A 26,462-nucleotide genomic window follows, 5' to 3' on the forward strand; every position below is an offset into this window, starting at 1 on the left:
GTGCCAGTTTGCGGGTGGGGATCTAGAGCGCTGAATTTAAAGAAATATTTTCGCTATGAAATTCGCAGCTTAAATATGAAGCTGCGTGCCGTGCTGCAATATTTTTGTGCGATTGCTAAATTGAAGGCGCGCAAACGATGTGCACCGATTGCGGCATTCTCAGATTTCGTGTCGCTCGGCATTGTCTGCCAAAGGGCTGCGGACAGCGAAATTCTCAATATAGGCGGCGATGTTGGACGGGTCGAAGACATGGCCGTCCATGAAGCGATCGCCATCGCGTTCGCCTTCGATACCGATATCGGCATTGGCCGGACCGGTGCCCAAGGCGGCACGGTAAAGGTCGGGTCGGTAGGCGCTTGCCGCCGCGCGAAGTCCCCGTTCGTTGAACTCTGCCTGACCCCAGCGGATCATCTGACTGTAGAGCCAGAGGGCGTGGCTGGGGCGGGGATAATTCGCAAAGCCGCGATGAAACGTGAAATAGTCCTCGATGATCCGGCGGTTTCCCTTGGCGTCGAGGCTGAATTGCCCCGCAAGAACGTGGCGGATGATATCCACCGGCGCGGCGATGAAGCGGGGGCTGGCCAGGGCTTCGGCGAGCGCATCGTGATTTTCAGGCCGGTCGCACCAGCGGGCTGCCTCATCGAGCGCCACGAGGAGCCGCGATACGGTCTCTGGCCGGCTTTCGGCCCAGTCCGGCCGCATGCCGATGACTTTTTCCGGTGCTGACGGCCAGATATCCTGCTTGGCAGCGACGATGCGGCCCACACCACGTTCGGAGGCCACCATATTCCATGGCGCGCCGACGCAGAACCCGTCGATCGCACCCGCTGCGAGGGCGTCCGAGGTCATCGGCGGCGGGACGACGACCAGCTTCACGTCACGATCCGGATCTATTCCTCCTGCTGCAAGCCAGTAGCGAAATTCGTAATTGTGCGAGGAAAAAGGGTAGGTCATGCCGAGCGTCGGCAAAGGCTCTCCCCGTTTTCTCATCACCTCCAGTACCTTTGCCAAAGCTTCCGCGTTTTCGAGAGCGGTGGCGTTTTCGGCAATCCCCGCAATCTCTCGCATGCGTTCGAAAAGGCGGGTGGAAAGGGTGATGGCATTGCCGCCCTGGCCAAGCGAGAACGGCGTGATGGTGGGCGATGGATTCGAGCCGAGCCCCAGCATGGAGGCGACCGGCATCGGCGACAGCATGTGGGCGATTTCGAACTGACGGAAGGCGAGGCGATCGCGCACATTCGCCCAGGATACGTCCTTCACCAGGTCAAGCGTCACGCCCTCCTTGCGCGCAAAGCCGAATTCGGCGGCGGCGATCAGCACGGAGGCGTCCACCAGCGGAATGAAGCCGGCGCGCAAAACTCTCGGACCTTCGCCATTGACGCGCGCGGGCGTGGGGAGGTCGCTTCCGGATTGGCCGATTTTCGTCATCATGTTCACTCCGGCTTTCTCCCGGAAATCTTCCTGGGCGAAAACATCACATCAAAAGTCCGGCGGCGGTCACGACGCTTTGCGCGATCTCCGACATCTTCTTTTTTTCATTCATGGCAGTCTGGCGAAGCAGCGCGAATGCTTCCTCTTCCGAAAGGCCGCGCATCTTCATCAGAATGCCCTTGGCGCGCTCAATGACCTTGCGCTCCTCCAGCGCCGATTTCGCTTCGGCCAGTTCACGCTGAAGGCGGCTGAAGGCGTTGAAACGGCTGACCGCCATGTCGAGGATCGATTTGACGCGCTCCTTCTTCAGCCCGTCAACGACATAAGCTGAGACCCCTGCTTCCATCGCCGCCTCGATAAGTGCCGTATCGGACCGGTCTACGAACATGGCGATCGGTCTGCTCACGGTGCGGGTGAGCTGGAAAAGGTGCTCCATCATGTCGCGATTGGGGTTTTCGATATCGATGACGATGACGTCCGGCTTCAAGGTTTCGATGATCCGGGCGACGCCCTGAACCTCATGGATGACCGTCACATTGCTGTGGCCAGCCTCCCGCAGCCCTTCCTCGATGATGGAAGCGCGGATGGCATTTTCGTCCATGACCAGAATGGTGAGATCGGGAGCCCGCATTCATATAATGTTGCCGCAGTGCAGCAACCTTGGCAAGCGTGATCATCAATTGCCTGAATTGCATCGTCGCGAGGCAGTCTGGAAAGAAGCGGTTAACCTTTATTTTTTACTTAATGAAAGGATGTGCCATCCTCGTATCTCGTCCGGGTCTCATGCAATTTTCACGTCTTAATTTTCCCCAGAGTTCCGACCAATCCGGTGCCGAAGGCGATGCCGCGCAGGAGCGCGCCCATCCCAAGAGTCTCGAGGATTTCAACCAGCCCGTGCTGGAGCAGGCGCCGTGGCAGGCCGCGTTTCGGCTTGCGCCGAACGTGCGCTTCACGCGGACGCCCGAAAGCGTCTTGCACCGGAGGCCGCTCGGTACCGAGCCTTCCGGCCCGTCCGCCGTCACAGAGACGGGCGGCGAGGCGGAAGCCGTTTCCTCGGAGATGTTCATCAACGCCGCCGACCATGATTCGGAAGCCGTCGCTGAACAGGCGATAGTGCCGGTCGAGGAAATAGCGGGCCTGCAGAGGCTCGCCGCGACGATGCGGCGAACCGCGGCCGAAGAGCAAACCATGATCATTTCGTACCGAGAGGCAATTCCCGTGATGGCGGCACCTACCGAAAGCCGGCGGGATATCGCAATTTCCGACTTTGCATTCTGGGATGTGATGCCGTTCGAACTGGAAGGCTCGGCGCCTGTCGAACCACTGGTTGTTCCTCTTCAACCGGAAATGCGGCCAATCGCGGCGCAGCCAGGTCAACCGGTGACCAATCTTTACCGCGAGGTGCCCCGAAAGCCGGCTGCCCGCGCCGTCGTCGTTGCACCGTCTCCGAGGCCGGAGCCGATCAAGGTTCCGGAGCCCGTGGTTCCCGTTCAGGTTGCTCCGCGGCCGGCCGCGAAGGCCCTGGCTCCCGTTCTGGCAGAGCCGCCGCAACCGGTACCTGTTATCACCGCTGCCGCGGTGCCGCAGCCCGAGCTTCCACGTGCGCGGGCTGTTCGTCCGGCCGTGGCGGAATATGAATTCCCACCGATCTCCCTGCTGCAGGAGCCGCAAGGCGAGCGCGGCCAGGCGTTTCAGCCGGATGCCCTGCAGCAGAGTGCCGGCCTGCTCGAAAGCGTTCTTGAGGACTTCGGCATTCGCGGGGAGATCATCGACGTGCGGCCGGGCCCGGTCGTTACGCTTTACGAGTTCGAGCCCGCGCCGGGTGTGAAATCTTCCCGTGTCATCGGCCTCTCGGATGATATCGCCCGGTCGATGTCGGCGCTTTCGGCGCGTGTCGCCGTTGTGCCCGGTCGTAATGTGATCGGCATCGAACTACCGAATGCGACCCGCGAGACAGTCTATTTCCGCGAGCTGATCGAATGCGAGGATTATTGGGAGACCAAGCATCGGCTGGCGCTCTGCCTCGGCAAGACCATCGGCGGCGAACCCGTCATCGCCGAGCTTGCCAAGATGCCGCATCTGCTCGTCGCCGGCACCACCGGCTCGGGCAAATCGGTTGCCATCAACACCATGATCCTGTCGCTCCTCTACCGGCTGCGCCCGGAAGAGTGCCGGCTGATCATGATCGATCCGAAGATGCTCGAGCTTTCCGTCTATGACGGAATCCCGCATCTCCTGACCCCCGTCGTTACCGATCCCAAGAAAGCCGTTCTTGCGCTGAAATGGGCGGTGCGCGAGATGGAGGACCGCTATCGCAAGATGTCGCGCCTCGGTGTCCGCAATATCGATGGCTACAATCAGCGCGCGGCGCTTGCCCGCGACAAGGGTGAGGTGATCACCGTCAGCGTGCAAACCGGGTTTGACCGCAGCACGGGCGAGATCGTCTACGAGGATCAGGAGCTCGATCTGTCGCCGATGCCCTACATCGTCGTCATCGTCGACGAAATGGCCGATCTGATGATGGTGGCCGGGAAAGATATCGAAGGCGCGATCCAGCGGTTGGCGCAGATGGCGCGTGCCGCCGGCATCCATCTCATCATGGCGACCCAGCGCCCTTCGGTCGACGTCATTACCGGCACCATCAAGGCGAACTTCCCGACCCGCATCTCCTTCCAGGTGACCTCGAAGATCGACAGCCGCACGATCCTAGGCGAGCAGGGCGCCGAGCACCTGCTCGGCCAGGGCGACATGCTGCACATGGCAGGCGGCGGTCGGATTTCCCGCGTCCACGGACCTTTCGTGTCGGATGCCGAAGTGGAATCCGTCGTGCGTCATCTCAAGACCCAGGGCCGGCCGGATTATCTCGGCACGGTCACCGAGGATGAGGACGAGGCGGAAGAAGAGGACGTTTCGCAGGAAGCCGTCTTCGATAAGAGCGCCATGGGCGGTGACGACAGCGACGAGCTTTACGAAAAAGCGGTCAAGGTGGTCATGAAGGACAAGAAGTGCTCGACCTCCTATATCCAGCGGCGCCTGTCGATCGGCTATAACCGCGCCGCCTCCCTGGTCGAACGCATGGAGCAGGAAGGTTTGGTCGGGCCTGCGAACCATGTCGGCAAGCGCGAGATCATCGCCGGCGGTCGCCCGAATGTGGCCGTGGCCGAGGATTTCGGCGATTGACGACCCATTTCCCTTCGTGGGGAGGTGGGATTGGTGCAGCTCATTTGGTGGAGAGTGCGACTTATCGGCTACGGATATAGTCGCTCAGCCGGTTCGCCGCATCCTCGATCTGCAGCGGATCGCGCAGATAGCATGCGCGCATGAAACCCTGGCCGCCCGGCCCAAAGGCGGTTCCCGGCGCCATGCCGACGCCCGTCTTGTCGACGATCCTGAACGCCTCTTCGCGGCTGTCGGTGACGCCATCGATCTTCAGGAAGGCGTAGAGAGCGCCATCCGGCTTACGGGTTTCGACGCGGTTGGTGGCGATCAGCGCGTCGCAGAGGATATCGCGGGATATGCGTGCCCGTTCGATATTGGTGCGGACGAAATCGTCCCCTTCGTCGAGTGCAGCAATCGCGCCCTTTTGCATGAACTGAGCAACGCCTGAGGTCGAATACTGGATGAGATTGGTCAGTGTCTGGCCGATCTCGGCAGGTGCTACCATCCAACCGACGCGCCAGCCGGTCATGCACCAGTTCTTCGAGAAGGAATTGGCGAAGATGATCCGGTCTTCCGGCTCGATGACGTCCATGAAGGACGGCGCGCGGGCGCCATTGAAATAATAGAGACCGTAGATTTCGTCGGCGATGATCCAGAGGCCGTGCTGGCGGGCGAGTTCGAGGACCGCCTTTAAATCCTCGCGGGTTGCCGTCCAGCCGGTCGGATTGGATGGCGAGTTGATAAAGAGCGCGCTGGTCTTCGGCGTGATTGCCGCTTTCAGCCGTTCCATGTCGAGCACCCAGCGTCCGTCCTCAAAGCCCAGTTCCACGGCAACCGGCTTCGCTTCCGAAACGCCGATCGCATTCACCACATTCGGCCATGCCGGCGAGAGGTGGATGATCTCGTCGCCGGCAGATGCAACCGTCTGGATCGCAAGCACGATCGACTGCATGCCCGAGCCGGTGACATAGATGTTGTCAAGCGCAAGGGTTACTCCGTAGTGCCGCTGGTAATAGCGGACGATCGCTTCGCGAAGCGCCGGAATGCCTTGGGTCCAGGTATAGAAGGTTTCTCCGGCGAGAAGCGCTTCGCTGGCTGCGCGGGTGATGAAATCGGGCGTTGGAAGGTCGCCTTCGCCGATCCAGAGCGGCATCAGGTTTTCGCGGCCTCGGGCGTAGGTCACGATTTCGCCGATGCCGCTGCGGGGCGCTGCCGCGGCGCGGGCGCTGATGTCCGGTCTGATGATTGTCATGATTGGCCTGTCGGAATTGCGTCTTCCCTGCCTAGGCTCAACTCCGCAGAGAGGTCAACATTTTTCCCGGCTACTGGCTGCCCGCGCTCTCAAAACGTCCGAACATGCCGCGCGAGAAACACAGCGGATCGCCTTCGCGATGGGCGGCACGCAGGACGAGGCCGATGAGCAGCGTGTGGTCTCCGGCGTCGTGCATAGAGGTGAGCCGGCATTCGAACCGGGCGAGTGTGCCGGGAATGACCGGTACACCCTCGCTGTTTTCGCTCCACTCCAGCTCGTCAAACCCAAGTCCGCCGCGCGTGAAGCGGGCGCTTAGGCGATCCTGCTCCGCACTCAGCACATGGATCGCGAAATGATCCGCAGCGGTGAAGGCCGGATGCCGGCTCGAGCTCTTGGCCGGTGACCAGAGGACGAGCGGCGGGTCGAGCGACACGGAGGTGAAGCTGTTCACCGTCATGCCGATCGGCCCTTTCGGCGTCTTTGCCGTCACCACCGTCACTCCCGTCGTGAACGTGCCGAGCGCATTGCGATAATGCCTTGCAGTCGATGCATTGGGGATGAAGAGCTGTTCTTTCAGGCTCTGGATGGTGTCGGCTGAAGGCATCATGGCACCTGCTTTCCAAGGGCTGCGGTGTAGAGTTCGAACCAGGTCTGGCGGTCGATCTTGACCTTCATGGCATCTACGCTCGCCGCGATGCGGGCGATATTGTTGGTGCCGAGAACCGGCAGGATATTGGCCGGATGCGCGAGCAGCCAGGCGAGCGCCACTGCGGTTGCATCGACATCGTGTTCGCCGGCGACCCGCTCCAGAAGCTTCATCAAAGCGGCATTTTCCGGCTTGAAGAGTGAGCCTCCCCCAAGCGGTGACCAGGCCATGGGCGCAATCATCCGCTCCTGAAGGTATGCGAGGTCGCCGTTGGTAAAGGCTTCGGCAGCGAGAAGGCTCATCTCGATCTGGTTGGTGACCAGCGTGTTTTCCATGGACGACTGAAGCAGCGAATAGTCCCACGGCCGGAAATTCGAAACGCCGACGGCGCGAACCTTTCCGGAGGCGACGAGCGCGTCGAGCGCCGGTCCCGTTTCGTCCGGATCCATGAAAGGGTCGGGACGGTGGATCAGCAGCAGGTCGATGTGTTCGGTTGCGAGGTCGCGCAGCGACGCCTCGACCGAAGCATTGATGTGTGCGGCACTGGTATCGTAATGCTTGCCGCGGACTGAGGAATGCCGGCCCGCAGGCGCAACGATGCCGCATTTGGTGACGATTTCGATCTTGTCGCGCAGGGAAGGCGAGGCCTTCAGCGCCGCGCCGAAGATCGCCTCGGCCGTATAGCCTCCGTAGATATCGGCGTGGTCCATGGTGGTGATGCCCTTAGCGAGGCAGGCCTCGATCTTCGCCTGGACATGCTTGGGTGAGGTGTCCGGATCGTCACAGATGCGCCAGGTGCCATAGACGAGGCGGCTCAGTTTCAGTTCGGGCGAAAGTTGAATGCGGTCCATCAGTGGCGTCTTCCTGTACCGAGGGACGTTGCGGGGGTCTCTGCCGGCACGCGACCATAGGCATGCGGCAGGGAGCAGGTCTTTAGCTGCGGCAGCACCTTCTGGCCGAAATGTTCCGCCTCGTCGAGATGAGGGTAACCGGAAAAGATGAAGGCGCGGATACCCATTTTCTGGTAAGCCTCAATCTCCGAAAGTACTTGGTCGACGGATCCTACAAGTGCCGCGCCGCAGCCGGAACGTGCCCGGCCGATGCCGGTCCACAGATGCGGCTCCACATAGCCGAATTTATCCGCGAGTTCGCGGGTGCGGGCCTGATGTGAAACACCGAGGGAAATGCTGTCATGAGCGCGGCTGCGGATCAGCCGGCCGTATTCGTCATCCAGCTTCGAGACCAGATGTTCGGCGTATTCCCGTGCTTCCTGTTCGGTATCGCGAACGATCATATGGACCCGCAGGCCATAATCCAGCGTGCGGCCGTGCGCCTGTGCCCGTTCATTGACAGCCTTCATGCGCTCGGCGATCTGATCCTTGGGTTCCGGCCACATCAGATAGACGTCGCACTGCGCGCCGCAAAGCTCCAGCGCATCCGGCGAATAGCCTCCGAAATAGAGAAGGGGGCCGCCATTCTGTTGGTAAGGTCGCGCGGGTTCGGTCGAAACGCCCTTGAATTGATACACCTCGCCTTCGTGATCGATTGTCTCGCGCGTCCAGGCCTGCCGGAGGATCTGCACCACCTCATGGCTGCGCCGGTAGCGGAAGGCGCTGTCAGCGATCTCGCCCGGAAAATCGGAACTGATGACGTTGAGGGTCAGCCGGCCCTTCAGCATGTGATCGAGGGTGGCCACGGTGCGGGCAAGCATGATCGGCTGCATCTCCCCGCAACGGATCGCGGCCAGAAGATTGATCTTCTCGGTGATCTGCGAACAGGCCGCGACGAAGCTCAGCGTATCCTGGCCGACCTGGTAGGAGGAGGGGCAGAGGATATTGCGGAAGCCTAGTTTTTCCGCTCGTTTGACGATATCCGAGCAATGCTCCCAGCTCGATTTCAGACTGTCCTCGGGTACGCCGAGATAGGCATAGTCGTCCGAACACAGCGCCGAAAACCAGGAGACCTCCGCCGCATCGAGCTCCGGCGATGTAATCGGCACAACACTCATAAACGCTCCTCCGTCCTTGACGATTGTCACTTGCATAACATCCGATTTGATGTAGATCAATGATGTATCAATTTTTCTCGGGGAGGAGAAAAGAGTTCATGGAGAGCCATCCCGGCAGTCTGCCTATCTATCTGCAGATCACCGAGCTGCTCGTGCGCGACATCGCTGCCGGCCGGCTAATCGACGGCGAGAAGCTTGCGCCGGAGCGGGATATGGCCACGCAGCTCGGCATTGCGGTCGGGACGCTGCGCAAGGCGCTGGCGGAGCTTCAGGCGCGGGGGCTCCTCGAGCGGGTGCAGGGATCCGGCAACTACGTCCGGGCGGTGAGCGATCCGAGAAGTGTCTATGCGATGTTCCGGCTGGAGCTCATCCAGGGCGGCGGATTGCCGACGGCGGAAGTGCTGGATGTGACTCGGCTCGACAAACCGGGGATATTGCCGAAATTCGGCTTTTCGCCGGAAGGACATCGCATTCGCCGCATTCGTCGGCTGTCCGGGCAGATGGCGGCCCTGGAAGAGATCTGGCTCGACGGGTCCTATACGCCCTCGATCACGGCCGCAGATCTCTCGGAATCCCTCTACCTCTATTATCGGACCCGGCTCGGTCTTTGGATCTCGAAGGCCGAGGACAGGATCGATCTCGACACGGTGCCCGAATGGGCTCCGCCGACATTCGGGCAAAGACCCGGCGCCCCGATTCCCCACGTATTGCGGCTCAGTCAGGCGCAGGACGGTGCGGTGGCCGAGGTCTCCCGCACCTGGTTCGATCATTCGGTGGCACGTTACGTGTCGCGACTCCGGTAGGGATCTCAATTGATTAGCAGAATGATGAAATTCCACGCGACATCTGAAGGTTTCTCCATCTCTTTGAGCGGCCGCACGGTCCTGCAGCATACGGCCTCGTCCCCGTCCGTCTTCGTCGGGCATGGCCAGGAACGGATGGATATGTATCGCGGCAATTTCGAGGTCGAGGATTATATCGTCGAACGCAGCCCGCTACGGCATGCAGAGGTGGATGGTTCAAAGATTAGCCTGTCGGAGGCTGAGGGCCTGCCGCCGCGTCTGGAGCTGACGATCGAGGGATCCACGATCTTTTTCCGATCGCTGGACGACAGCATCAATCGTTTCTGGATCCGCATCCACGCCGAACATGACGAGCATGTCTGGGGCGGCGGCGAGCAAATGTCCTATTTCGACATGCGTGGGCGCCGTTTTCCGCTCTGGACCTCCGAACCTGGCGTCGGCCGCGACAAGACGAGCGAGATCACGTTCAAATCCGATCTCAAGGACAAGGCCGGGGGAGATTACTACAACACCAACTATCCCCAGCCGACCTATCTCTCCTCTGCCCGATATGCGCTGCATGTCGAGACGACTGCCTATTCCATCTTCGATTTTCGCCGCCGGTCATTTCACGAGCTTGAGGTGTGGGCCGTGCCGGAGCGGATCGAATTTTACTGCGCTCCGACCTTTGCCGAGCTTGTGACCATGCTGTCACTGCGTTTTGGCCGGCAGCCGGAGTTGCCGGACTGGGTCTACAAGGGAGCAATCATCGGTCTCAAGGATGGCTCCAATTCCTTCGAGCGACTGGAGAAGATGCGAAAAGCCGGGGTGCAGGTTTCCGGCCTCTGGTGCGAAGATTGGGTCGGCATCCGCCAGACCTCGTTCGGCTCACGCCTTTTCTGGGACTGGCAGGCCAACGAGGAACGTTATCCCGATCTGCGGCAACGCATTGCTGCCCTGAATGACGAAGGCATCCGGTTCCTGGGTTATGTGAACCCCTATCTCGCTGTCGACGGATCTCTTTTCCCGGAGGCCGAAGCCGCCGGTTATTTCGCCAAGGACCAGCTCGGCCGTACGGCGATCGTCGATTTCGGCGAGTTCGACTGTGGCGTCGTCGACTTCACCAACCCGGAAGCCGCCGACTGGTTTGCCGAGGAAATCATCGGTCGGCGTATGCTGGACTATGGACTGTCCGGATGGATGGCCGACTTCGGCGAATATCTTCCGATCGACGTCGAGCTTGCGAACGGCATAGATGCCAAGCTGATGCATAATGCCTGGCCGACGCTGTGGGCCGAGGTCAATGCCATGGCGGTCGAAAGCCGCGGCAGGGCGGGGGACGCGCTGTTCTTCATGCGGGCCGGCTTCACGGGCGTGCAGAGGCACTGTCCGCTGCTTTGGGGCGGGGATCAGTCCGTGGATTTTTCCCGGCATGATGGACTGGTGACCGTCATTTGTGCGGCGCTGTCGTCGGGGCTGCTGGGGAACGCCTATCATCATTCCGACATAGGCGGTTACACCAGCCTCTTCGGCAATGTCCGCACACCCGAATTGATCATGCGCTGGGCGGAAATGGCCGCGTTCACGCCGGTCATGCGAACGCATGAGGGGAACCGGCCGCGCGACAATGTGCAGGTCGATCAGGACCCTGACGTCCTTGCTCACTTCGCGCGGATGACGCGGATCTATGTTCATCTCGGGAAATATCTGAAGAGCTTGTCGCGGGAGGCGTCCACCTGCGGCCTGCCTGTGCAGCGGCCTCTCTTCCTGCATTTCGAGCACGATCCGAAGACCTATGCGATTCAGGATGCCTACCTCTACGGCTCCGAACTGCTGGTGGCGCCGGTGTGGCACGCTGCGCAGGAAGAGCGCCTGGTTTATCTGCCGGAAGGGGCAGATTGGGTGCATGTGTGGAGTGGCGAGGAGTTTGCCGGTGGGGAAGAAGTGACGGTTGCTTCGCCGATCGGCCATCCACCGGTCTTCTACCGGGCGGATGCCTTGTTCAAGGAAACCTTTGCCGCCTTAAGAGGGATATAGGGGCGACTCCGTCGCCCGTACCTATATCAACGCGCAGCCCAATTCGCACCGCGGCGGAAGATGGTCTTCATCTGCGGCACGTCGAATTCCTTCGCCTGATGGCCGAGCGAGGAATAAAAGACGCGGCCCTTGCCGTATTTACGCTTCCAGACGACCGGCATGACGACGCCGTCGATCCAGTAGGCATGGTCGCCTGTGAAGGTGGTGGTCGCGAGCACCTCATTCGAAGGGTCGATGTGCATGTAATATTGCTCGGATGTGTAGGGGAAATCGGTGATCCCTTCCACCAGCGGATCGTCCGGCTTGGTGATGTTGACCGTGTAGTCGATGATGTTGCCGGGATGGGCGACCCATTGGCCGCCGATAATGAACTGATAGTCGACGGATTCGCGAAAAGCGTCGCCTGCGCCGCCGTGATAGCCGGCGATGCCGACGCCGCTTTCGACTGCGGCCGCAAGGTTCTTGACCTCTTCCTTCTCGATCTTCGACATGGTCATGATCGGGACGATCAGGCTCAGGTCATGGATCGAGGGATCGGCGAAGGCTTCGGTCGAATGTTCGAGATAGACCTTGAACCCGTCCTCTTCGAGCATGTCCTTGATGATGGCTGCGCATTCCTGCGGCTCATGTCCGCTCCATCCGCCCCAGACGATCAATGCTTCTTTCATGTCTTCCTCCTGGAATTTACTTGGCGAGCCGGCCGTCGACGAGGGAGTCGGAGAGCGGCGCCGGGCGCACCACGGCGGTGGTGATTTCGATCGTTCGGGCGGTTTCGGCGGCGGTATGGAACGCTTCCATGACCTCCAGCACATGCAGCGCCAGATCGCCGTTGGCGCGATGTGCCCGGTTGGAGCGGATCGCGTGGGCCATGTCCGCCACCCCGATCGACCGATAGTTGCCGTCCGCATAGGGCATGGTCACGGGTTGATCTTCGAACTGGCCACCCTTCTTGAGGTACTCGACCGGGCCGCCGAAACGGTTCGGGTCCGGAACGATCAACGTACCTTCCGTGCCGTAGACCTCGAGCGGCACATGCTTGTGGCCCGCAACATCGAAGCTCATGCCGATCTGCACGACCGCGCCGTTGGCAAATGCCATGACGCCGGCGACATGCGTGGGCACATGGACGGGAATGCGCTCGCCGTTGCGGGGTTCGCTGGTTACGATGCGCTCCTTGCGGGGCGTGATTGCGAAGCCTGCGACCTGCGCGACCGGGCCTAGAAGGTTGACGAGATCGGTGATGTAATAAGGCCCCATATCGAGCATAGGCCCGCCGCCCACTTCGTAATAAAAGGCAGGGTTCGGGTGCCAGCGCTCGTGGCCGGGGCACATGAAGGTGGCGGTGCCGCCGACTGCGATGCCGATAACACCTTGATCGATCAATGCGCGGGCGGTCTGGTGACCACCGCCCAGGAAGGTATCGGGAGCGGCGCCGATGCGCAGGCATTTCGCCTTCGCCACCTCCGCCAGTTTTTTCCCCTCGGCGAAATTAATCCCGAGCGGCTTTTCCGAATAGGTGTGCTTTCCCGCGTCGAGCGCCTGCAGACCGACCGCCACATGCGCTTTCGGAACAGTCAGATTGACGATGATCTCCACCGTCGGATCGCCAAGCAATTCGTCTACCGTTCTCGCCGGCAGACCGAACTCGGAGGCCTTGGCCTCGGCCAGCTCGCGGTTGAGGTCGGCCAAGCCGCGAATGTCGAGAATGGGAAAGTCAGCGGTCATCGCCTTCAGATAGGCGCCTGAAATATTGCCGCATCCGATGATGCCGATGCCGACCTTGTTCATTATTCCTCCTCCCGATAATTGCATTTTCCGCTCAGAGCGCGGGCCCGGTGGTGCTCCAGGGCGATTCATAAAGTTCGTAAAGGGCAACCGCAGCAGCTCCCTGCGCCCAGAAATCGTCAGTGGAATCGTCGAAAACGAGTTCACTGACACCCTTGAGCGAGGGTGGCACCGCAAGCGCATAGGCGTCGCGAAGGCTGTTCAGGAACGGCTCCCCCAGAGCCAGCGACGAGCCGACCAGAATGACCCGGGGCGGGGCGAACAGGGTGACGATATTGGCTATCGTAATGCCGACGGCTTCGCCGGCACGCACCGCTGCGGCGATCAGCCTGTCATCATCGGCCTGGATCAGCGCCTGGACATGGGTCATGCCTCTTCCAAGCCGCACTGCTTCGGCAAAACGCCCGTCGGCCTGCTTCTCCCCCAGGATCGCGCTTTCCCCGGCCTGGCTGGAAAGCCGGACAATTCCTTGCGCTCCCATGCCAAGCACGAGATCCCCAAGGTTGTGGCTGAGGCCGCCGGCGCCTCGGAAGAGGCGATTGCGGTGCAATACGCCAAGCCCCAGCGTCTGCTCGAGCGAGATCAGCACCATATCCTCCAACTCACGGGCCTTACCGAACCAGTGGTGGGCGAGGGTGATGGCATGCGCGTCGCTTTCGATGATCGTCGGCGTCGAAAGGCGCGCCGTCATTTCTGCGGCAAAATCGATATTGGTTTCGCGAAAGATGGGGCTCGAGCGGATATGGCCGGTGCGATGTTCTATGACGCCCGGCAGCCCGAGGCAGACGCTGTCGACATCCTCCAGCGACAGCCCCGCATCAACGACGCAGCGGCGGACGCCATCTTCGACCAGGTCGGCAATGACGGCGATCGGCTGCCGGTCGATGCGAATCGGGAGTGTCAGCGTCGAGAGCACGTCGCCCCTGAAATTGGCGACGACAAAAACCATGCGGCTCGCCGCGATCTTCGCCCCCACGACGCGGGCAGCATCCGGATTGACCTCCAGCATGACCCGCGGCCTGCCGCGCACGGCTTCATTGCGTATATCGCCTTCGTGGCGGGTGAGGATCAGCCCATCATCGAGAAGCGAGGCCGTGATTGCCGAAACGGTGGTCGTGGAAAGCTCGGTGCGCTCGCTTATTTCCACGCGGGAAATGGCGCCATGGCGGCGGATCGTATCCAGCACGCTCAGGCGATTGATGGCACGCATCAGCTCGGGATCGGCGGTCTTCATCGGCACTCTCAAGGCCTGACGAGTGAATCGCGCCGCGATTTATTTCGTGAGGCAAATTAAATCAGTCATCTTCTAGTACCGATTTTCTGGAAGACGCAACAAAAATTTGCATCTTCCTCGGAGGTTGGCGCGACAATAGGCGTTTTCCCATTCTTCCTATTGACAGTCGACAAGCCTGCGCGCTTTATTTAATCCGGGATCGGAAATAAAGCGCTACGGGAGGAGTGCAAAATGCTGACCATCGGAAAATTCGGAATTCGCTTCGCGTCTGCCACTGCCATCGGCATGCTGGCTTTGTGCACGACGGCTGCCACAGCCTCGGCTGATGCAGTCGTGAAATGGCTGCATCTGGAACTCAATCCGGAATATGTGAAGATCTGGCGCGGTATCGCCGACAAATATCAGGCCGAGCATCCCGGCGTGAAGGTCGAGATGCAGTTTCTTGAGAACGAGGCCTTCAAGGCAAAGCTACCCACGCTTCTGCAATCTGCTGACGCGCCGTCGTTTTTCTACAGCTGGGGCGGAGGCGTGCTGAAGCAGCAACAGGCGACCGGCGCGCTGAAGGACATCAGTGACAAGATGAAGGCGGATGGCGGCGCCTGGGGCAAGAGCTACAATCCTGCTGCCCTCAAGGCGGTCACCTTCGACGGCAAGGTCAGTGCCGTGCCCTACAAGATGGGAACGGTCAGCTTCTTCTATAACAAGGCGTATTTCACGAAAGCCGGGGTTGATGCCGCAAGCATCAAGACCTGGGACGACTTCCTGGGAGCGGTCAAAAAGCTGAAGGATGCCGGGATTGTGCCGATTGCGGGAGGCGGCGGGGAGAAGTGGCCGATCCACTTCTACTGGAGCTATCTCGTCATGCGCAATGCCGGACAGCAGGGCTTCGACGCGATGAAGACCGGCGCGGGCGACGGTTTTGTGGCGCCGGAAGCGGTGAAAGCCGGCGAGCAACTTGCTCAACTCGGCAAGCTCGAGCCGTTCCAGCCAGGTTATCTCGCCACGACCTGGCCGCAGGCGCTTGGGGTCTTCGGCGACGGCAAGGCTGCGATGATCCTCGGCTTCGAGACGACGGAAGCATTCCAACGCAGGAATGCCGGCGACGGCAAGGGGCTTGCGAGCGACAATATCGGCCGGTTTGCCTTCCCGGTCGTAGCCGGGGGAGCCGGCAAGGCCACCGATACGCTGGGCGGCATCAACGCATGGGCCGTGACGGCGAAGGCGCCGCCGGAAACTCTCGATTTCCTGGCCTACCTAACGAATGCTGAGAATGAGCGCATGATGGCGAAAGCCGGGATGATCCTGCCGGCGGCGGTCGGAGCCGAAGATGGCGTCACCAATCCCCTCCTTCGGGAGTCGGCCAAACAGCTGGAAACTTCCACCTGGCACCAGAACTTCTTCGATCAGGAACTCGGTCCTTCCGTCGGCCGGGTCGTGAACGACGCGTCGGTCGCCATCGTGTCGGGTCAGATGTCGCCGGAAGAGGGCGCGCAGGCGATCCAGGACGCGGTGGAGATGGACAAGATGTGATGCGAGGCACCGGCGGGGCCGACGCTCCGCCGGTGCACTCCATGCGACCATGACAGTCGGAACGAAAATGACCAATATTTCTGCAACGACCGCCATAGATCACGCGGCTGGCGCCCCGCGCGTTGCCAGGCGCAAGAGCCCTACGGCGCGCGGCCGGCTTCCGGTTCTGATCCTGTTTCTGCCGCCCGCGCTACTTCTCTTTACGATCTTCGTGATCATGCCGATGGGGGAGGCCGCCTGGTACAGCCTCTATCGGTGGGACGGCTACGGCCTGCCCGAGCAGTTCGTCGGTTTGCGGAATTTCGAGGTGCTTTTCAAGAACAGCGCCTTCCTGACTGCGCTCAAGAACAATTTCCTGATCATAGTCGTTTCACTGTTGCTGCAGATACCGCTGGCGATCTGGCTTGCCACGATGCTGGCGAACCGGATTACTGGGGTGGTCGTCTTCCGGCTGATCTTCTTCCTGCCCTATGTGCTCGCTGACGTGGCGGCGGGGCTCATATGGCGTTTTGTCTATGACGGCGACTACGGGCTTTTCGCGGCCGTTGCCGGGTTCCTCGGGGTCGAGACGCCGTACGTTCTCGCCGACAAGGACCTCGCCATCTACGCGGTTCTGGCCGTGGTGGTCTGGAAATATTTCGGCTTCCACATGATGCTCTTCATCGCCGGGCTTCAGTCGCTCGATAAGAGCGTGCTCGAAGCCGCCGAGATCGACGGGGCGACCGGCTGGCAGAAATTCCGCTTCGTCACGCTGCCGCTGCTCGGTTCGACGCTGCGCCTCTCGGTGTTCTTTGCGGTGGTCGGTTCGCTGCAGCTCTTCGACATGATCATGCCTCTGACCGGCGGCGGACCATTCAATTCCACCCAGACCATGGTGACCTTCCTCTACAATTTCGGGGTGACCCGGATGCAGGTCGGTCTTGGAAGTGCTGTCGGCGTCGTCCTGTTCGTGATCTGCGTCACGCTCGCCTTCAGCTACAAACGGATATTCATGCGCCATGACTGAGACGAGAACCGCCATCCGGATGAGCGCCGGCACGAAAATCTACCTCTACGTCTCGCTCACCATCATCGCGGCCGTGGTCGTCATCCCGCTGCTGACGACAGCTCTCGGAGGTTTCAAGACGCTTGGCGATCTGCGTGTCAATCCGTTCGGCCTGCCAGTGGAATGGCAATGGTCCAATTATACCGACATCCTGTTCGGGGAGCGGTACTGGCGGCAGATGATGAATTCGCTGATCATCGCGACGCTCACCGTGTTCCTCACCGTATCCGTCGCCGCCATGGCCGCTTTTACCTTTGCGCATGTCAAATTCTTCGGCGCGACCTTTCTGCTCAACTATTTTCTGATCGGGCTGATGTTTCCCGCCGCCACGGCGATCCTGCCGCTCTTTATCCGGATCCGCGATCTCGGCCTCCTCAATTCCTATTGGGGGGTGGTGCTGCCACAGGTCGCCTTCGGCCTCGGGATGAGTATCCTTTTGTTCCGAAATTATTTCCGCAACCTTCCGGAGGAATTGTTCCAGGCGGCCTTCGTGGATGGCTGCGGCTATATGCGTTTTTTCTGGCACGTCACCCTGCCGCTCTCCCGCCCGATCATTGCGACCGTCGCGATCGTTTCCTTCGTGGCGAGCTGGAACAGCTATATCCTGCCGCTCATCATGCTCAACTCCGAATCCATCTATCCATGGCCGCTCGGGATCATGGTCTATCGCGGAGAATTCGGGACGGAGTGGCAACTGGTGCTCGCATTCATCACGCTCACCATCCTGCCCACCATCATCGTCTTCTTCCTTGCCCAGAAGCACATCATTGCCGGACTGACCGCCGGCGCCGTCAAGTCCTGACCGGAGATAGCACCCATGGCATCCGTCACACTGTCCAACGTCAAAAAATCCTACGGCTCGCTGGAGATCATCCATGGGGTGCGCCTTTCGATAGAGGACGGCGAGTTCATCGCCCTTGTCGGTCCGTCTGGATGCGGGAAATCCACGCTTCTGAGGATGATCGCCGGCCTTGAGGAGATCACCGATGGCGATGTCCTCATCGGTGGCAAGGTCGTCAACGAATTGACGCCCCGCGAGCGGAACATCGCCATGGTCTTTCAATCCTATGCGCTTTATCCGCATATGACCGTTGCCGAGAACATGGGTTTCAACCTCCGTCTCTCGGGTGCCACGAAGCAGGTGATCGCGGAACGGGTGGGCGAGGCGGCCCGTATGCTTGACCTCGTGCCGCTTCTCGACCGCAAGCCGGCGCAGCTTTCGGGTGGTCAGCGGCAGCGTGTCGCCATGGGGCGGGCGGTCGTCCGCAACCCTGCCGTCTTCCTGTTCGACGAACCGCTCTCCAACCTCGATGCCAAATTACGCGTGCAGATGCGCTCCGAGATCAAGACGCTCCACCAGAAGGTGGGCACGACGTCGATCTACGTCACGCATGACCAGATCGAGGCAATGACCCTGGCTGATCGGATCGTTGTCCTCAATCAGGGGCGGGTCGAGCAGGAGGGCACGCCGCTGGAGCTCTACAAGACACCTGCCAACCTCTTCGTCGCGGCCTTCATCGGCTCGCCCGCGATGAATATCCTCGACGGCACGGTGGAGGGGGAGGGCGGTGAGCCTGCCGCGCGCCTTGGAGACGGGACAGCGATCCGCATCGCGCCGGACCGCAAGGTAAAACGCGGCCAGGCGATCAAGGTGGGCCTTCGACCCGAGCATCTGAGCCCCGGAACCGGCGGAACAGCGCTGGCGGGCCAGACGCTTCTGGTCGAGCCGACCGGCGCCCAGACCCATGTGGTCTTCGATCTCGCGGGCCAACCGGTGACGGCGATTGTCGACGGCGAATATCCGGCCCGCTACGGCGCCCGGTTCGAGGCGAATATCAGCGCCGACCAGGTGCATGTCTTCGATCGCGAAAGCGGCATTGCGCTGTGATTGGAGCTTAGAAGGTGTCCAGCTGGATATCGGCAGGCCGTGAATGCTGCAGGATGTAGCGGCCGTTCGGCAGGTCGTTGCCGTCCAGCTTCCAGTCGATCGCGGCCTCGTCGAGCCCGTAATGGACCCACCGCTGCCTCAAGCGCTCGCGCAGAACATTTTCGCTCGGGCCGACGAAGACGGTAAGGTCGAACAGGTCCGCAAGCCTCGACCAGGGCGCTTCGTCGATCAGCAGATAATTGCCTTCCGCAAGCACGATATGGGTCTGAGGATCGATCGGCCGCGCCGAGGGGATGGCAAGCTCGCGGGATCGGTCGAAGACCGGCACAAGCACCTCCTCTTCGGCGCTGCGGACGGCCCGCAGGACGTCCGAAAAGCCACGCACGTCGAAGGTTTCCGGTGCACCTTTACGGAGCAGCAAGCCGCGCGCCTCCAAAATGGCGTTGTCCATGTGAAAGCCATCCATCGGCAGGATCTCCACGGTTTCGCCTTTGGCCAGCAAGGCTTCGTGCAAGCGCTCGGCAAGCGTCGATTTTCCCGAACCCGGCGGGCCGGCAATCGCCACGATAAAGCGCCTGCTGCCCTTGGCGCGGTCGATCACGGTGCTTGAGATATCGTCCAGTGTCATGGTTCCAGAACCCTGCGGTTAGATCACACCCCGCGGCTTCTATCCTGTTTGCCCGTTCCTGGCACCAGCAGATTCAACGCCTGCCGAATTCCCAGGACCGGTGCCGAACCTGCTGGAGGTCCTCGCTCTACTTTGTCACATCGATGACCACGCGCCCGCGGATCTTGCCGGCGACGATATCTTCTGCGAGCTGAGGAAGGTTGGACATGGGTTCGACGGCCGTCATGCTGTCGAGCTTGCCCTTGTCCAGGTCACGCGCCAGCCGGGCCCAGGCTGCCAGCCGCTGCTCGCGGCTCGCGAAAACGGAGTCCACTCCGATCAACGTTACCGCCCGCAGAATATGCGGCAGCACCGTGCCCGGCAGATCCGCGCCGCCTGCAAGGCCGCAGGCGGCAATTGCACAGCCGCGCACCGTCTGGGAAAGCGCGTTGGCGAGCGTAGTCGAGCCGACAGCGTCGACGCCGCCGGTCCAGCGTTCCTTCTGCAGCGGCCCGCCTTTTTCCTGAAGCACGGCCCGGTCGATGAACTCCGTGGCACCGAGGGAGGCAAGGTAGCCGTGCGTTTCCCGTCGACCTGTGGAGGCCGTGACGCTGTAGCCTCGCGCCGCTAGGAGCGCGATTGCCACCGAACCGACGCCGCCGGCAGCTCCGGTGACCAACACCTCGCCTTCACCAGGTTTGATGGAACCCCATTTTTCAAGCGCGTCGACGCAGAGCGCAGCCGTGTAACCTGCGGTGCCGATTGCCATCGCCTGTTCCATCGAAAAAGCGTCGGGCAGGCGGATCAGCCATTCCGGCCTGACCCGCTGATAGCGGCCGAAGGCGCCCCATTCTGTTTCGGAAAGCCCCCAGCCGTTCAGAACCACCTTATCGCCGGGTTTCCATTCCGGCGACCGAGACTCCACGACGGTTCCGGAGAGATCGATGCCGCCAATCATGGGCATCCGACGGGCGATGCGGCCCTTGCCGGTGATGGCCAGCCCGTCCTTATAGTTCAGCGTCGAATAGGCAATCTCGACCAACACGTCGTGGTCGGGAAGATCGGCAATCGAGATTTGCCTGAAACTGCCTTTTGGCTTGCCGTCCACGGCATCGATCACCATGGCGGTAAAGGTCTCGGTCATGGCGTCTCTCCACTTTTTTTGGGCAATTGATCAGGCGGATGCCTCGGCGGTGTCACGTTTTGCCCGCGCATCGAGGACGGCGGCATAGCTTTCGCGCACATAAGCCAGCAGCCGGGCCAGCGCATCGGTCGCCTTATCATCCTGTCGCTCGCGCACCGCATCCAGGATTTCCTGATGCAGCGATGCGACGTGCCGGCGTTCGCGCACTCGAAAGACGATCATGTTGGTGATCGGAATGAAGGCTTCGATCACCGTGTACATCATCAGCTTCAGCGGCCCATTACCGGTCGCCTCCACCAGTGCCCGATGGAAGCGCACATCGGAAGCACAGAAATCCTCGTCGCTGATTTTCTCGTCGGACTGGACGGCGATCTCCGCCTCCATGGCGGCGAGGTCCATTTCGCTGCGGTTTTCGGCAGCCAGCCGGCAGCAGACAGCCTCCGTTTCCAGCCGGGCGGTGATGATCTCCTCGATGTCGAAAGCGCCCACGCCGACGAGGAGGGTCGCAGCACCGGTAATCGCCTTGGACAACCCCTCCGGATCCGGACGCTTGACAAAGTTGCCGCCAGTCGGCCCCCGCTTGGAATGGATGAGATTCTGAGCGGCGAGGCGCTTCAAAGCCTCGCGCACGGTAGGGCGCGAGATGCCGAAGCTGCGGGCAAGTTCTTCTTCCGTCGGCAAGCGTTCATCGACCTTCAGTCTGCCGTCCATGATCGCGGACCGGATATTTTCGGCCACCTGCTTGGCGATGCCGGTGCGAACCACCTCGTCATATTTGAGGATCATGCCACTCTTCCCCCGACATATTTCTTGCCATGTCTCATGACGCTAGTGATGCCATGACAAAGATGAAAAGGCTACTCCTTTTTAAATATAGGTTTGACAAATAGAGGAATGGGAATAACCTCGCTTCCAAAGCCGAACAGGCAAGGGGAACCGGCATGGGCGAGATCGGATTCAGCCGAGTGCTGAACTGTGGCCGTAAGGCGCGATATCCGGCGGAGGACGCAATTGTCTGACCGTCTGAACCGCCTTCTCGCATGTCTTGAAAACATGCTGGATGCTTCCGGCATCCTCATTGGCGACGGGATTTCAGCGGGCTATGCGGCAGATGCGACCGCTGCCGGCCATCATCCTCTCGCCGTGCTTCGCCCCCGCGATACCGCCCAGGTCTCCGCAATCCTTGCCGCCGCCAATGAACTCGGCCAGCCGGTCGTCGTGCAGGGCGGCCGGACCGGGCTTTCGGGCGCCTCGCGGCCTCTTGCCGGAGAGGTGTCAATCTCTCTCGAACGCATGAATGGTGTGGACGGCATCGACGTTGCCGCCCAAACCCTCATCGCCGGCGCCGGCACGCCTTTGCAGGCGGTCCAGCAGGCGGCGAGCGACAACGAACTCTTCTTCGGCGTGGATATCGGTTCACGCGGCACGGCGACGGTCGGCGGCAACATCGCCACCAATGCCGGCGGCATCCGCGTCCTGCGTTATGGCATGTACCGGGCGCAGGTGATGGGGCTTGAAGCGGTGCTGGCCGACGGCACCATCCTTTCATCGCTCAAGGGCTTGCCGAAGGACAATTCGGGTTATGATCTCAACCCGTTGTTCATAGGGACCGAAGGGACGCTCGGCATCGTCACGCGCGCCTGCCTCAAATTGCACCCCAAGCCGAAGATCGAGCGCAATGCGTTTCTGGCGCTGCCGTCCCTGAAAGCGGCGCAGGGGCTGCTGGCGAAGCTGCGGGTCGAACTTTCCGGGCTGTTATCGGCGTTCGAGGTGATTTTCCCGAATGTCTACGATGAGACCATCGCTCATATGGGGATCCGCCCGCCTGTCGAAACGGGGGCCGGCATGTATGCGATGGTCGAAATCCAGGGGCAGGCACCGGAATACGACAACGAACGTTTCCAAGCTGCGCTGGCCACGGCGCTGGAGGAGGGGTTTGCGAGCGACATCGTGCTCTCCAACTCACTCCGTGAGTTCAATGCCTTATGGGCAATCCGGGACGGCATCAACGATTATCTCTTCAGCCTGGGCAAAATGGCCGGTTACGACATTTCCGTACCGCTCTCTCGCATGCAGGAGTTCCTTGATACCGCTGCGCACGCCATAGCGGGGATTGACCCCGATGCGGTGTCCTTCATCTTCGGCCATCTCGGCGACGGCAACCTGCACTACTGCGTGCTGACACGACACGAGAAGAGGATCGCCGAAGCGGTATTTTCAGGCATTGCTGCAGTTGGCGGCGGCGTTTCCGCCGAGCATGGCATCGGTACGGATAAGCTCAAATATCTCCGGTTCGCACGAAGTGAAGCCGAGATAGCCACCATGCGGCGGCTGAAAGCTGCATTCGATCCGAACTACATCCTCAACCGCGGTCGGGTCTTTGAAGCCCCGGTTTCGGTGCTGCAGGCGGAGCGGGCTTAGATGTCGATCCACGCGGCGCCGGACACGAACCCGATGGATCGCCAGGTCAGCCTCGACGATCGCTATACGCTGGAAAAGGGCCGGATCCTGGTATCAGGCACCCAGGCGCTGGTGCGCCTGCCGATGATCCAGCGGCAACGGGATATCGCGCAGGGGCTCAACACGGCCGGTTATGTTTCCGGCTATCGTGGCTCTCCGCTTGCCGGTTTCGATCGCGAAATGGCGCGGGCCCGGAAATATCTGGAGGCGGCGCATGTCAAATTCCAGCCGGGCCTGAACGAGGATATGGCAGCAACCGCGGTCTGGGGCACCCAGCAGACCGGCATGTTCGAAGGCTCACGTTATGACGGCGTCTTTGCCATGTGGTATGGCAAGGGTCCGGGCGTCGATCGCAGTATGGACGTGATCCGCCATGCCAATGCCGTCGGTACTAATCCGAACGGCGGCGTGCTGCTGTTGGTCGGCGACGACCATGGCGCGGTCTCCTCCACCCTGCCGCATCAGAGCGAGCATAATCTCATCTCCGCCATGGTGCCGATGCTCTCGCCCGCGGGGGTCGGCGAATATATCGAATATGGCCTTCTTGGTTTTGCCATGAGCCGCTATTGCGGTGCCTGGATCGGCTTCAAGTGCCAGACTGAGGTCGTGGAATGTTCGGCGACGGTCGATCTCGATCCGGACAGGCCGGTGATCGTCATCCCCAACGAGATTTTCGCCCCGGATGGCCTGTCCTTGCGCTGGCCGGACGGGCCGCATGCGATGGAACTCCGGCTGGAGCGCAAGATGCTCGCCGCTCAGGCCTTTGCCCGAGCCAACAGGATCGACCGCACGGTATGGGGCGGCGCCGAACGAGCAAGACTCGGCATCGTCTCGACCGGCAAATCCTGGCTTAACCTTTTGGGTGCCCTGGCGCTTCTCGGTATCGACGAGGCCCGCGCCGCCGAACTGGGTATCCGGCTTTACAAGGTTGGCTTGGTCTGGCCGCTGGAGCCGCAAGGCATCGCAGGCTTTGCCTCGGGCGTCGACGACCTGCTGGTAGTCGAGGAAAAGCGCTCGATCCTCGAAGACCAGATCAAGGCGCTGCTCTTCAACCTGCCTGACGGCCAGCGACCGCGGGTGTTTGGCAAAGTGGGTGCGAGCGGCGGCACGCTTCTTCAGGCAATCGGTGAGATCGGCACCTTGTCGGTGGCGAAGGCAATTCTTTCCCGTCTCGGCGTGCTGGACGAAGCTTTGCGGGCCAAGACGCGGTTTGTGGACGAGATGACGGCTGCGCTCGGTATCGAAGCGACGGCGCTGAAACGCGAAGCCTATTTCTGTTCCGGCTGCCCGCACAGCGTCTCGACCCGTCTCCCGGAGGGAAGCCGTGCCTCGACGGGCATCGGTTGCCACATGATGATCATCGGCAATGAGGACCGGAATACCTCGACCTTTACCCAGATGGGGGGAGAGGGCGGTTCGTGGATCGGTCTTTCGCCTTTTACCGACGAGAAGCATATCTTCGTCAACATGGGCGACGGCACCTATTTTCACTCAGGTGTGCTCGCCATCCGGGCCGCGATTGCGGCGCGAGTCAACGCCACGTACAAGATCCTCTATAACGACGCCGTCGCCATGACCGGCGGCCAGAAACATGACGGTGACGTCACGGTGCCTGGCATTGTCGCGCAGATGCAGGCCGAAGGCGCTGCGCGCGTCGTCGTGGTCGCCGAGAGGCCGGAGGTCTGGCAGGGCAATCTGCCACGCGAGGTCTCCGTCCATCACCGCGACGAGCTCGATGCGGTACAGCGGGAGCTGCGGGATATCCCCGGCGTCACGGTTCTCGTCTATGATCAAGTCTGCGCGGCGGAAAAGCGCCGCCGGCGCAAGCGCGGCGCCTATCCTGTTTCGACCAAGCGCGCCTTCATCAACGAACTAGTCTGCGAGGGCTGCGGCGACTGTTCCGCCGTCTCCAACTGCATCTCGATCGAACCGCAAGAGACGGAATTCGGCCGCAAGCGACGCATCAACCAGTCGAGCTGCAATACCGACCTTTCCTGCATCAAGGGCTTCTGTCCCAGCTTCGTAACCGTGGAGGGCGGCAGCCTCCGCAAGCCTAGGGTTAAGTCGAAATCGATCAGGACCGACGATCTGCCGCTGCCGGTCTTTACCGCGACCTTCGAGACAACCTACAGCATGCTGCTCGCCGGCATCGGCGGAACCGGCGTCATAACCGTGAGCGCCATTCTTGCCCAGGCGGCACTTGTCGATGGGTTGGCTTTGGTGACGCTCGACCAGACCGGTCTTGCCCAGAAGAACGGCTCGGTCATCTCGCATATTCGGCTGGCGAAGGATCCAAGCCAGATTAACGCGGTGCGGATCGGGCCTGGCGAAAGTGACCTCGTGCTCGGTTTCGATGTCGTCGTGGCGGCGCAGAAGAATTCGCTCGCCTCGTTTGCGAAGAACAAGACGCGGGCGATCATCGACGACCATTTCGCGCCGACTGCTTCTTTCGTGAAAGATACCACGATCGATTTCAGGCAAGAGGCGACGCTGAAATCACTGCGCCGGGCGGCCGGGGACCAAGCCGTCGAGACGGTGGCCGCGACCGATCTTGCGGTCGCACTCCTGGGCGATGCCATCGCCTCCAATATGTTCCTGCTCGGCTACGCATGGCAACGGGGCCTCGTGCCGATCAGCCTTACTGCCATCGACAAAGCTATCGAGCTCAACGGCACCGGGGTTGTCATGAACCGTGCCGCCTTCGGCTGGGGACGCCGTGCCGCAGTCGATCTGGAGGCTGTCGCCCGCGAGGCCGGATCGGCGAAGACGGAACTGAAGGCAGAGACGTTGGAGGAGATCGTCGCCCGTCGCGTGGCCTTCCTTACCGATTATCAGAATTCCGCTTATGCGGCGCGTTATGCCGGTGTCGTTGATATCGCGAAATCGGCCGAAGCACGGGTGCGGGGCGTAGGCGGTTTTGCCGAGGCGGTGGCGAAAAACGCCTTCAAGCTGATGGCCTACAAGGACGAATACGAGGTCGCGCGCCTGCATCGAGACCGTAGCTTTGAAAAGAGGCTTGCCGAGCAGTTCGAAGGCGATTTCAAGATCAGGCATCACCTCGCACCGCCGATGATCACGAAGATCGACCAGCGTACCGGTCATCCCGCCAAGATCGCCTTCGGCGGATGGATTCGCCCCCTATTCGCGGTGCTCGAAAAACTGAAATTCCTCCGCGGTACGGTCCTTGATCCCTTCGGCCGCACCGAGGAGCGCCGCCTGGAGCGGCAGCTCGTGGAAGATTATTTTTCCCTCGTGCGAGAAATCGCCGCCGGCATGGATGCCGACAACCATGCCTTGGCGGTGGAGCTTGCCGGCCTGCCGGACATGGTGCGGGGTTTCGGCCACATCAAGCGGGCTTCCATCGAACGTTTCGAAAAGCGCAAGGCCGATCTCATGGCGATGTGGCGGGCGAGGGAGCCGCTCACCCATGTCGCGTAACCGTCATCGTATCCGA

21 protein-coding genes are annotated in these 26,462 nt (G+C 61.1%); 9 read left to right on the forward strand and 12 right to left on the reverse strand.

Features of this window, described 5'->3' with window-relative positions; translation table 11 throughout:
- Nucleotides 1–159: 159 nt before the first annotated feature.
- The gene (locus C5L12_RS07315) at nt 160–1,437 is read right to left on the reverse strand and encodes a CmpA/NrtA family ABC transporter substrate-binding protein (RefSeq protein ID WP_205839316.1); all 1,278 of its coding nucleotides are present in this window, start codon (nt 1,435–1,437) and stop codon (nt 160–162) included.
- Nucleotides 1,438–1,474: 37 nt separating this feature from the next.
- Nucleotides 1,475–2,062 carry an ANTAR domain-containing response regulator gene (locus C5L12_RS07320; protein WP_105371382.1) on the reverse strand — a complete coding sequence of 196 codons (588 nt, stop codon included), beginning with the start codon at nt 2,060–2,062 and terminating at the stop codon, nt 1,475–1,477.
- Nucleotides 2,063–2,214: 152 nt separating this feature from the next.
- Between C5L12_RS07320 and C5L12_RS07325 the strand changes: the two genes are divergently transcribed.
- A complete protein-coding gene (locus C5L12_RS07325) occupies nt 2,215–4,611 on the forward strand; it encodes a DNA translocase FtsK (RefSeq protein WP_105371383.1) in 2,397 nt (798 codons plus the stop codon).
- A gap of 61 nt (nt 4,612–4,672) precedes the next feature.
- On the opposite strand, the gene C5L12_RS07330 is transcribed toward C5L12_RS07325, so the two are convergent.
- The 4 genes from C5L12_RS07330 to C5L12_RS07345 all read right to left on the reverse strand — a co-directional run bounded on the left by C5L12_RS07330 (nt 4,673) and on the right by C5L12_RS07345 (nt 8,496).
- Nucleotides 4,673–5,842, reverse strand: coding sequence for a pyridoxal phosphate-dependent aminotransferase (locus tag C5L12_RS07330; RefSeq protein WP_105371384.1), 1,170 nt, complete (start codon nt 5,840–5,842; stop codon nt 4,673–4,675).
- 70 nt (nt 5,843–5,912) lie between these two features.
- Entirely contained in the window at nt 5,913–6,449 is a 537-nt protein-coding gene (gene smoA, locus C5L12_RS07335) for an NADH-dependent FMN reductase SmoA (RefSeq protein WP_425350750.1), read from the reverse strand.
- Nucleotides 6,446–7,339 (reverse strand): aldo/keto reductase, encoded by an 894-nt coding sequence (locus tag C5L12_RS07340; RefSeq protein WP_105371385.1) that lies wholly within the window; start codon nt 7,337–7,339, stop codon nt 6,446–6,448. The genes smoA and C5L12_RS07340 overlap by 4 nt, the downstream gene beginning before the upstream one ends.
- Entirely contained in the window at nt 7,339–8,496 is a 1,158-nt protein-coding gene (locus C5L12_RS07345) for an LLM class flavin-dependent oxidoreductase (protein WP_105371386.1), read from the reverse strand. Before C5L12_RS07345 ends, C5L12_RS07340 begins: the two co-directional genes overlap by 1 nt.
- Nucleotides 8,497–8,594: 98 nt before the next feature.
- Here C5L12_RS07345 and C5L12_RS07350 point away from each other — a divergent pair, with 98 nt between their 5' ends.
- Together C5L12_RS07350 and C5L12_RS07355 are read left to right on the forward strand one after the other, a co-directional pair.
- Entirely contained in the window at nt 8,595–9,299 is a 705-nt protein-coding gene (locus C5L12_RS07350; protein ID WP_105371387.1) for a GntR family transcriptional regulator, read from the forward strand.
- Nucleotides 9,300–9,323: 24 nt separating this feature from the next.
- On the forward strand, nt 9,324–11,315 hold the full coding sequence (locus C5L12_RS07355) for an alpha-glucosidase (protein ID WP_105371388.1): 1,992 nt from the start codon (nt 9,324–9,326) through the stop codon (nt 11,313–11,315).
- A 26-nt stretch (nt 11,316–11,341) separates the two neighbouring features.
- Here the strand turns inward: C5L12_RS07355 and C5L12_RS07360 are convergent, their stop codons facing one another.
- Genes C5L12_RS07360 through C5L12_RS07370 form a run of 3 tightly spaced genes read right to left on the reverse strand, consistent with a single transcriptional unit; the run spans nt 11,342 to nt 14,334 of the window.
- Complete coding sequence (locus C5L12_RS07360) at nt 11,342–11,983, reverse strand: ThuA domain-containing protein (protein ID WP_105371389.1); 642 nt, start codon at nt 11,981–11,983, stop codon at nt 11,342–11,344.
- 16 nt (nt 11,984–11,999) lie between these two features.
- Nucleotides 12,000–13,103, reverse strand: coding sequence for a Gfo/Idh/MocA family protein (locus tag C5L12_RS07365; RefSeq protein ID WP_105371390.1), 1,104 nt, complete (start codon nt 13,101–13,103; stop codon nt 12,000–12,002).
- A 31-nt stretch (nt 13,104–13,134) separates the two neighbouring features.
- The gene (locus C5L12_RS07370; protein ID WP_105371391.1) at nt 13,135–14,334 is read right to left on the reverse strand and encodes an ROK family transcriptional regulator; all 1,200 of its coding nucleotides are present in this window, start codon (nt 14,332–14,334) and stop codon (nt 13,135–13,137) included.
- Between the two features lie 285 nt (nt 14,335–14,619).
- On the opposite strand from C5L12_RS07370, the gene C5L12_RS07375 reads away from it, so the two are divergent.
- The 4 genes from C5L12_RS07375 (at nt 14,620) to C5L12_RS07390 (ending at nt 18,797) form a co-directional block, all read left to right on the forward strand.
- Nucleotides 14,620–15,864, forward strand: a complete 1,245-nt coding sequence (locus C5L12_RS07375) for an extracellular solute-binding protein (RefSeq protein WP_425350756.1) — start codon at nt 14,620–14,622, stop codon at nt 15,862–15,864.
- 67 nt (nt 15,865–15,931) lie between these two features.
- Nucleotides 15,932–16,870, forward strand: coding sequence for a carbohydrate ABC transporter permease (locus C5L12_RS07380; RefSeq protein WP_105371393.1), 939 nt, complete (start codon nt 15,932–15,934; stop codon nt 16,868–16,870).
- Entirely contained in the window at nt 16,863–17,711 is an 849-nt protein-coding gene (locus C5L12_RS07385; RefSeq protein ID WP_105371394.1) for a carbohydrate ABC transporter permease, read from the forward strand. Before C5L12_RS07380 ends, C5L12_RS07385 begins: the two co-directional genes overlap by 8 nt.
- Nucleotides 17,712–17,726: 15 nt before the next feature.
- Complete coding sequence (locus tag C5L12_RS07390) at nt 17,727–18,797, forward strand: ABC transporter ATP-binding protein (protein ID WP_105371395.1); 1,071 nt, start codon at nt 17,727–17,729, stop codon at nt 18,795–18,797.
- Nucleotides 18,798–18,804: 7 nt separating this feature from the next.
- On the opposite strand, the gene C5L12_RS07395 is transcribed toward C5L12_RS07390, so the two are convergent.
- The 3 genes from C5L12_RS07395 to C5L12_RS07405 all read right to left on the reverse strand — a co-directional run bounded on the left by C5L12_RS07395 (nt 18,805) and on the right by C5L12_RS07405 (nt 21,334).
- Nucleotides 18,805–19,425 carry a nucleoside triphosphate hydrolase gene (locus C5L12_RS07395; protein WP_105371396.1) on the reverse strand — a complete coding sequence of 207 codons (621 nt, stop codon included), beginning with the start codon at nt 19,423–19,425 and terminating at the stop codon, nt 18,805–18,807.
- A 127-nt stretch (nt 19,426–19,552) separates the two neighbouring features.
- Nucleotides 19,553–20,548, reverse strand: a complete 996-nt coding sequence (locus C5L12_RS07400) for an MDR family oxidoreductase (RefSeq protein WP_105371397.1) — start codon at nt 20,546–20,548, stop codon at nt 19,553–19,555.
- A 30-nt stretch (nt 20,549–20,578) separates the two neighbouring features.
- Nucleotides 20,579–21,334 carry a FadR/GntR family transcriptional regulator gene (locus tag C5L12_RS07405; RefSeq protein WP_105371398.1) on the reverse strand — a complete coding sequence of 252 codons (756 nt, stop codon included), beginning with the start codon at nt 21,332–21,334 and terminating at the stop codon, nt 20,579–20,581.
- 225 nt (nt 21,335–21,559) lie between these two features.
- Between C5L12_RS07405 and C5L12_RS07410 the strand changes: the two genes are divergently transcribed.
- A complete protein-coding gene (locus C5L12_RS07410) occupies nt 21,560–22,969 on the forward strand; it encodes an FAD-binding oxidoreductase (RefSeq protein WP_425350751.1) in 1,410 nt (469 codons plus the stop codon).
- Nucleotides 22,970–26,446 (forward strand): indolepyruvate ferredoxin oxidoreductase family protein, encoded by a 3,477-nt coding sequence (locus C5L12_RS07415; RefSeq protein WP_105371399.1) that lies wholly within the window; start codon nt 22,970–22,972, stop codon nt 26,444–26,446. It begins immediately after the preceding gene.
- The last annotated feature ends 16 nt before the right edge of the window (nt 26,447–26,462 follow it).

Source organism: Neorhizobium huautlense, from assembly GCF_002968575.1.
Lineage (GTDB): Bacteria > Pseudomonadota > Alphaproteobacteria > Rhizobiales > Rhizobiaceae > Neorhizobium > Neorhizobium huautlense.

Bases quoted from the DNA above. Each gene is read 5' to 3' on its own strand.
- C5L12_RS07405 (WP_105371398.1), bottom strand. From the start codon at position 21,334: ATGATCCTCAAATATGACGAGGTGGTTCGCACCGGCATCGCCAAGCAG.
- C5L12_RS07330 (WP_105371384.1), bottom strand. From the start codon at position 5,842: ATGACAATCATCAGACCGGACATCAGCGCCCGCGCCGCGGCAGCGCCC.
- C5L12_RS07380 (WP_105371393.1), top strand. From the start codon at position 15,932: ATGACCAATATTTCTGCAACGACCGCCATAGATCACGCGGCTGGCGCC.
- smoA (WP_425350750.1), bottom strand. From the start codon at position 6,449: ATGATGCCTTCAGCCGACACCATCCAGAGCCTGAAAGAACAGCTCTTC.
- C5L12_RS07400 (WP_105371397.1), bottom strand. From the start codon at position 20,548: ATGACCGAGACCTTTACCGCCATGGTGATCGATGCCGTGGACGGCAAG.
- C5L12_RS07345 (WP_105371386.1), bottom strand. From the start codon at position 8,496: ATGAGTGTTGTGCCGATTACATCGCCGGAGCTCGATGCGGCGGAGGTC.
- C5L12_RS07390 (WP_105371395.1), top strand. From the start codon at position 17,727: ATGGCATCCGTCACACTGTCCAACGTCAAAAAATCCTACGGCTCGCTG.
- C5L12_RS07360 (WP_105371389.1), bottom strand. From the start codon at position 11,983: ATGAAAGAAGCATTGATCGTCTGGGGCGGATGGAGCGGACATGAGCCG.
- C5L12_RS07385 (WP_105371394.1), top strand. From the start codon at position 16,863: ATGACTGAGACGAGAACCGCCATCCGGATGAGCGCCGGCACGAAAATC.
- C5L12_RS07365 (WP_105371390.1), bottom strand. From the start codon at position 13,103: ATGAACAAGGTCGGCATCGGCATCATCGGATGCGGCAATATTTCAGGC.
- C5L12_RS07375 (WP_425350756.1), top strand. From the start codon at position 14,620: ATGCTGGCTTTGTGCACGACGGCTGCCACAGCCTCGGCTGATGCAGTC.
- C5L12_RS07415 (WP_105371399.1), top strand. From the start codon at position 22,970: ATGTCGATCCACGCGGCGCCGGACACGAACCCGATGGATCGCCAGGTC.
- C5L12_RS07370 (WP_105371391.1), bottom strand. From the start codon at position 14,334: ATGAAGACCGCCGATCCCGAGCTGATGCGTGCCATCAATCGCCTGAGC.
- C5L12_RS07340 (WP_105371385.1), bottom strand. From the start codon at position 7,339: ATGGACCGCATTCAACTTTCGCCCGAACTGAAACTGAGCCGCCTCGTC.
- C5L12_RS07320 (WP_105371382.1), bottom strand. From the start codon at position 2,062: ATGCGGGCTCCCGATCTCACCATTCTGGTCATGGACGAAAATGCCATC.
- C5L12_RS07350 (WP_105371387.1), top strand. From the start codon at position 8,595: ATGGAGAGCCATCCCGGCAGTCTGCCTATCTATCTGCAGATCACCGAG.
- C5L12_RS07355 (WP_105371388.1), top strand. From the start codon at position 9,324: ATGAAATTCCACGCGACATCTGAAGGTTTCTCCATCTCTTTGAGCGGC.
- C5L12_RS07325 (WP_105371383.1), top strand. From the start codon at position 2,215: ATGCAATTTTCACGTCTTAATTTTCCCCAGAGTTCCGACCAATCCGGT.
- C5L12_RS07395 (WP_105371396.1), bottom strand. From the start codon at position 19,425: ATGACACTGGACGATATCTCAAGCACCGTGATCGACCGCGCCAAGGGC.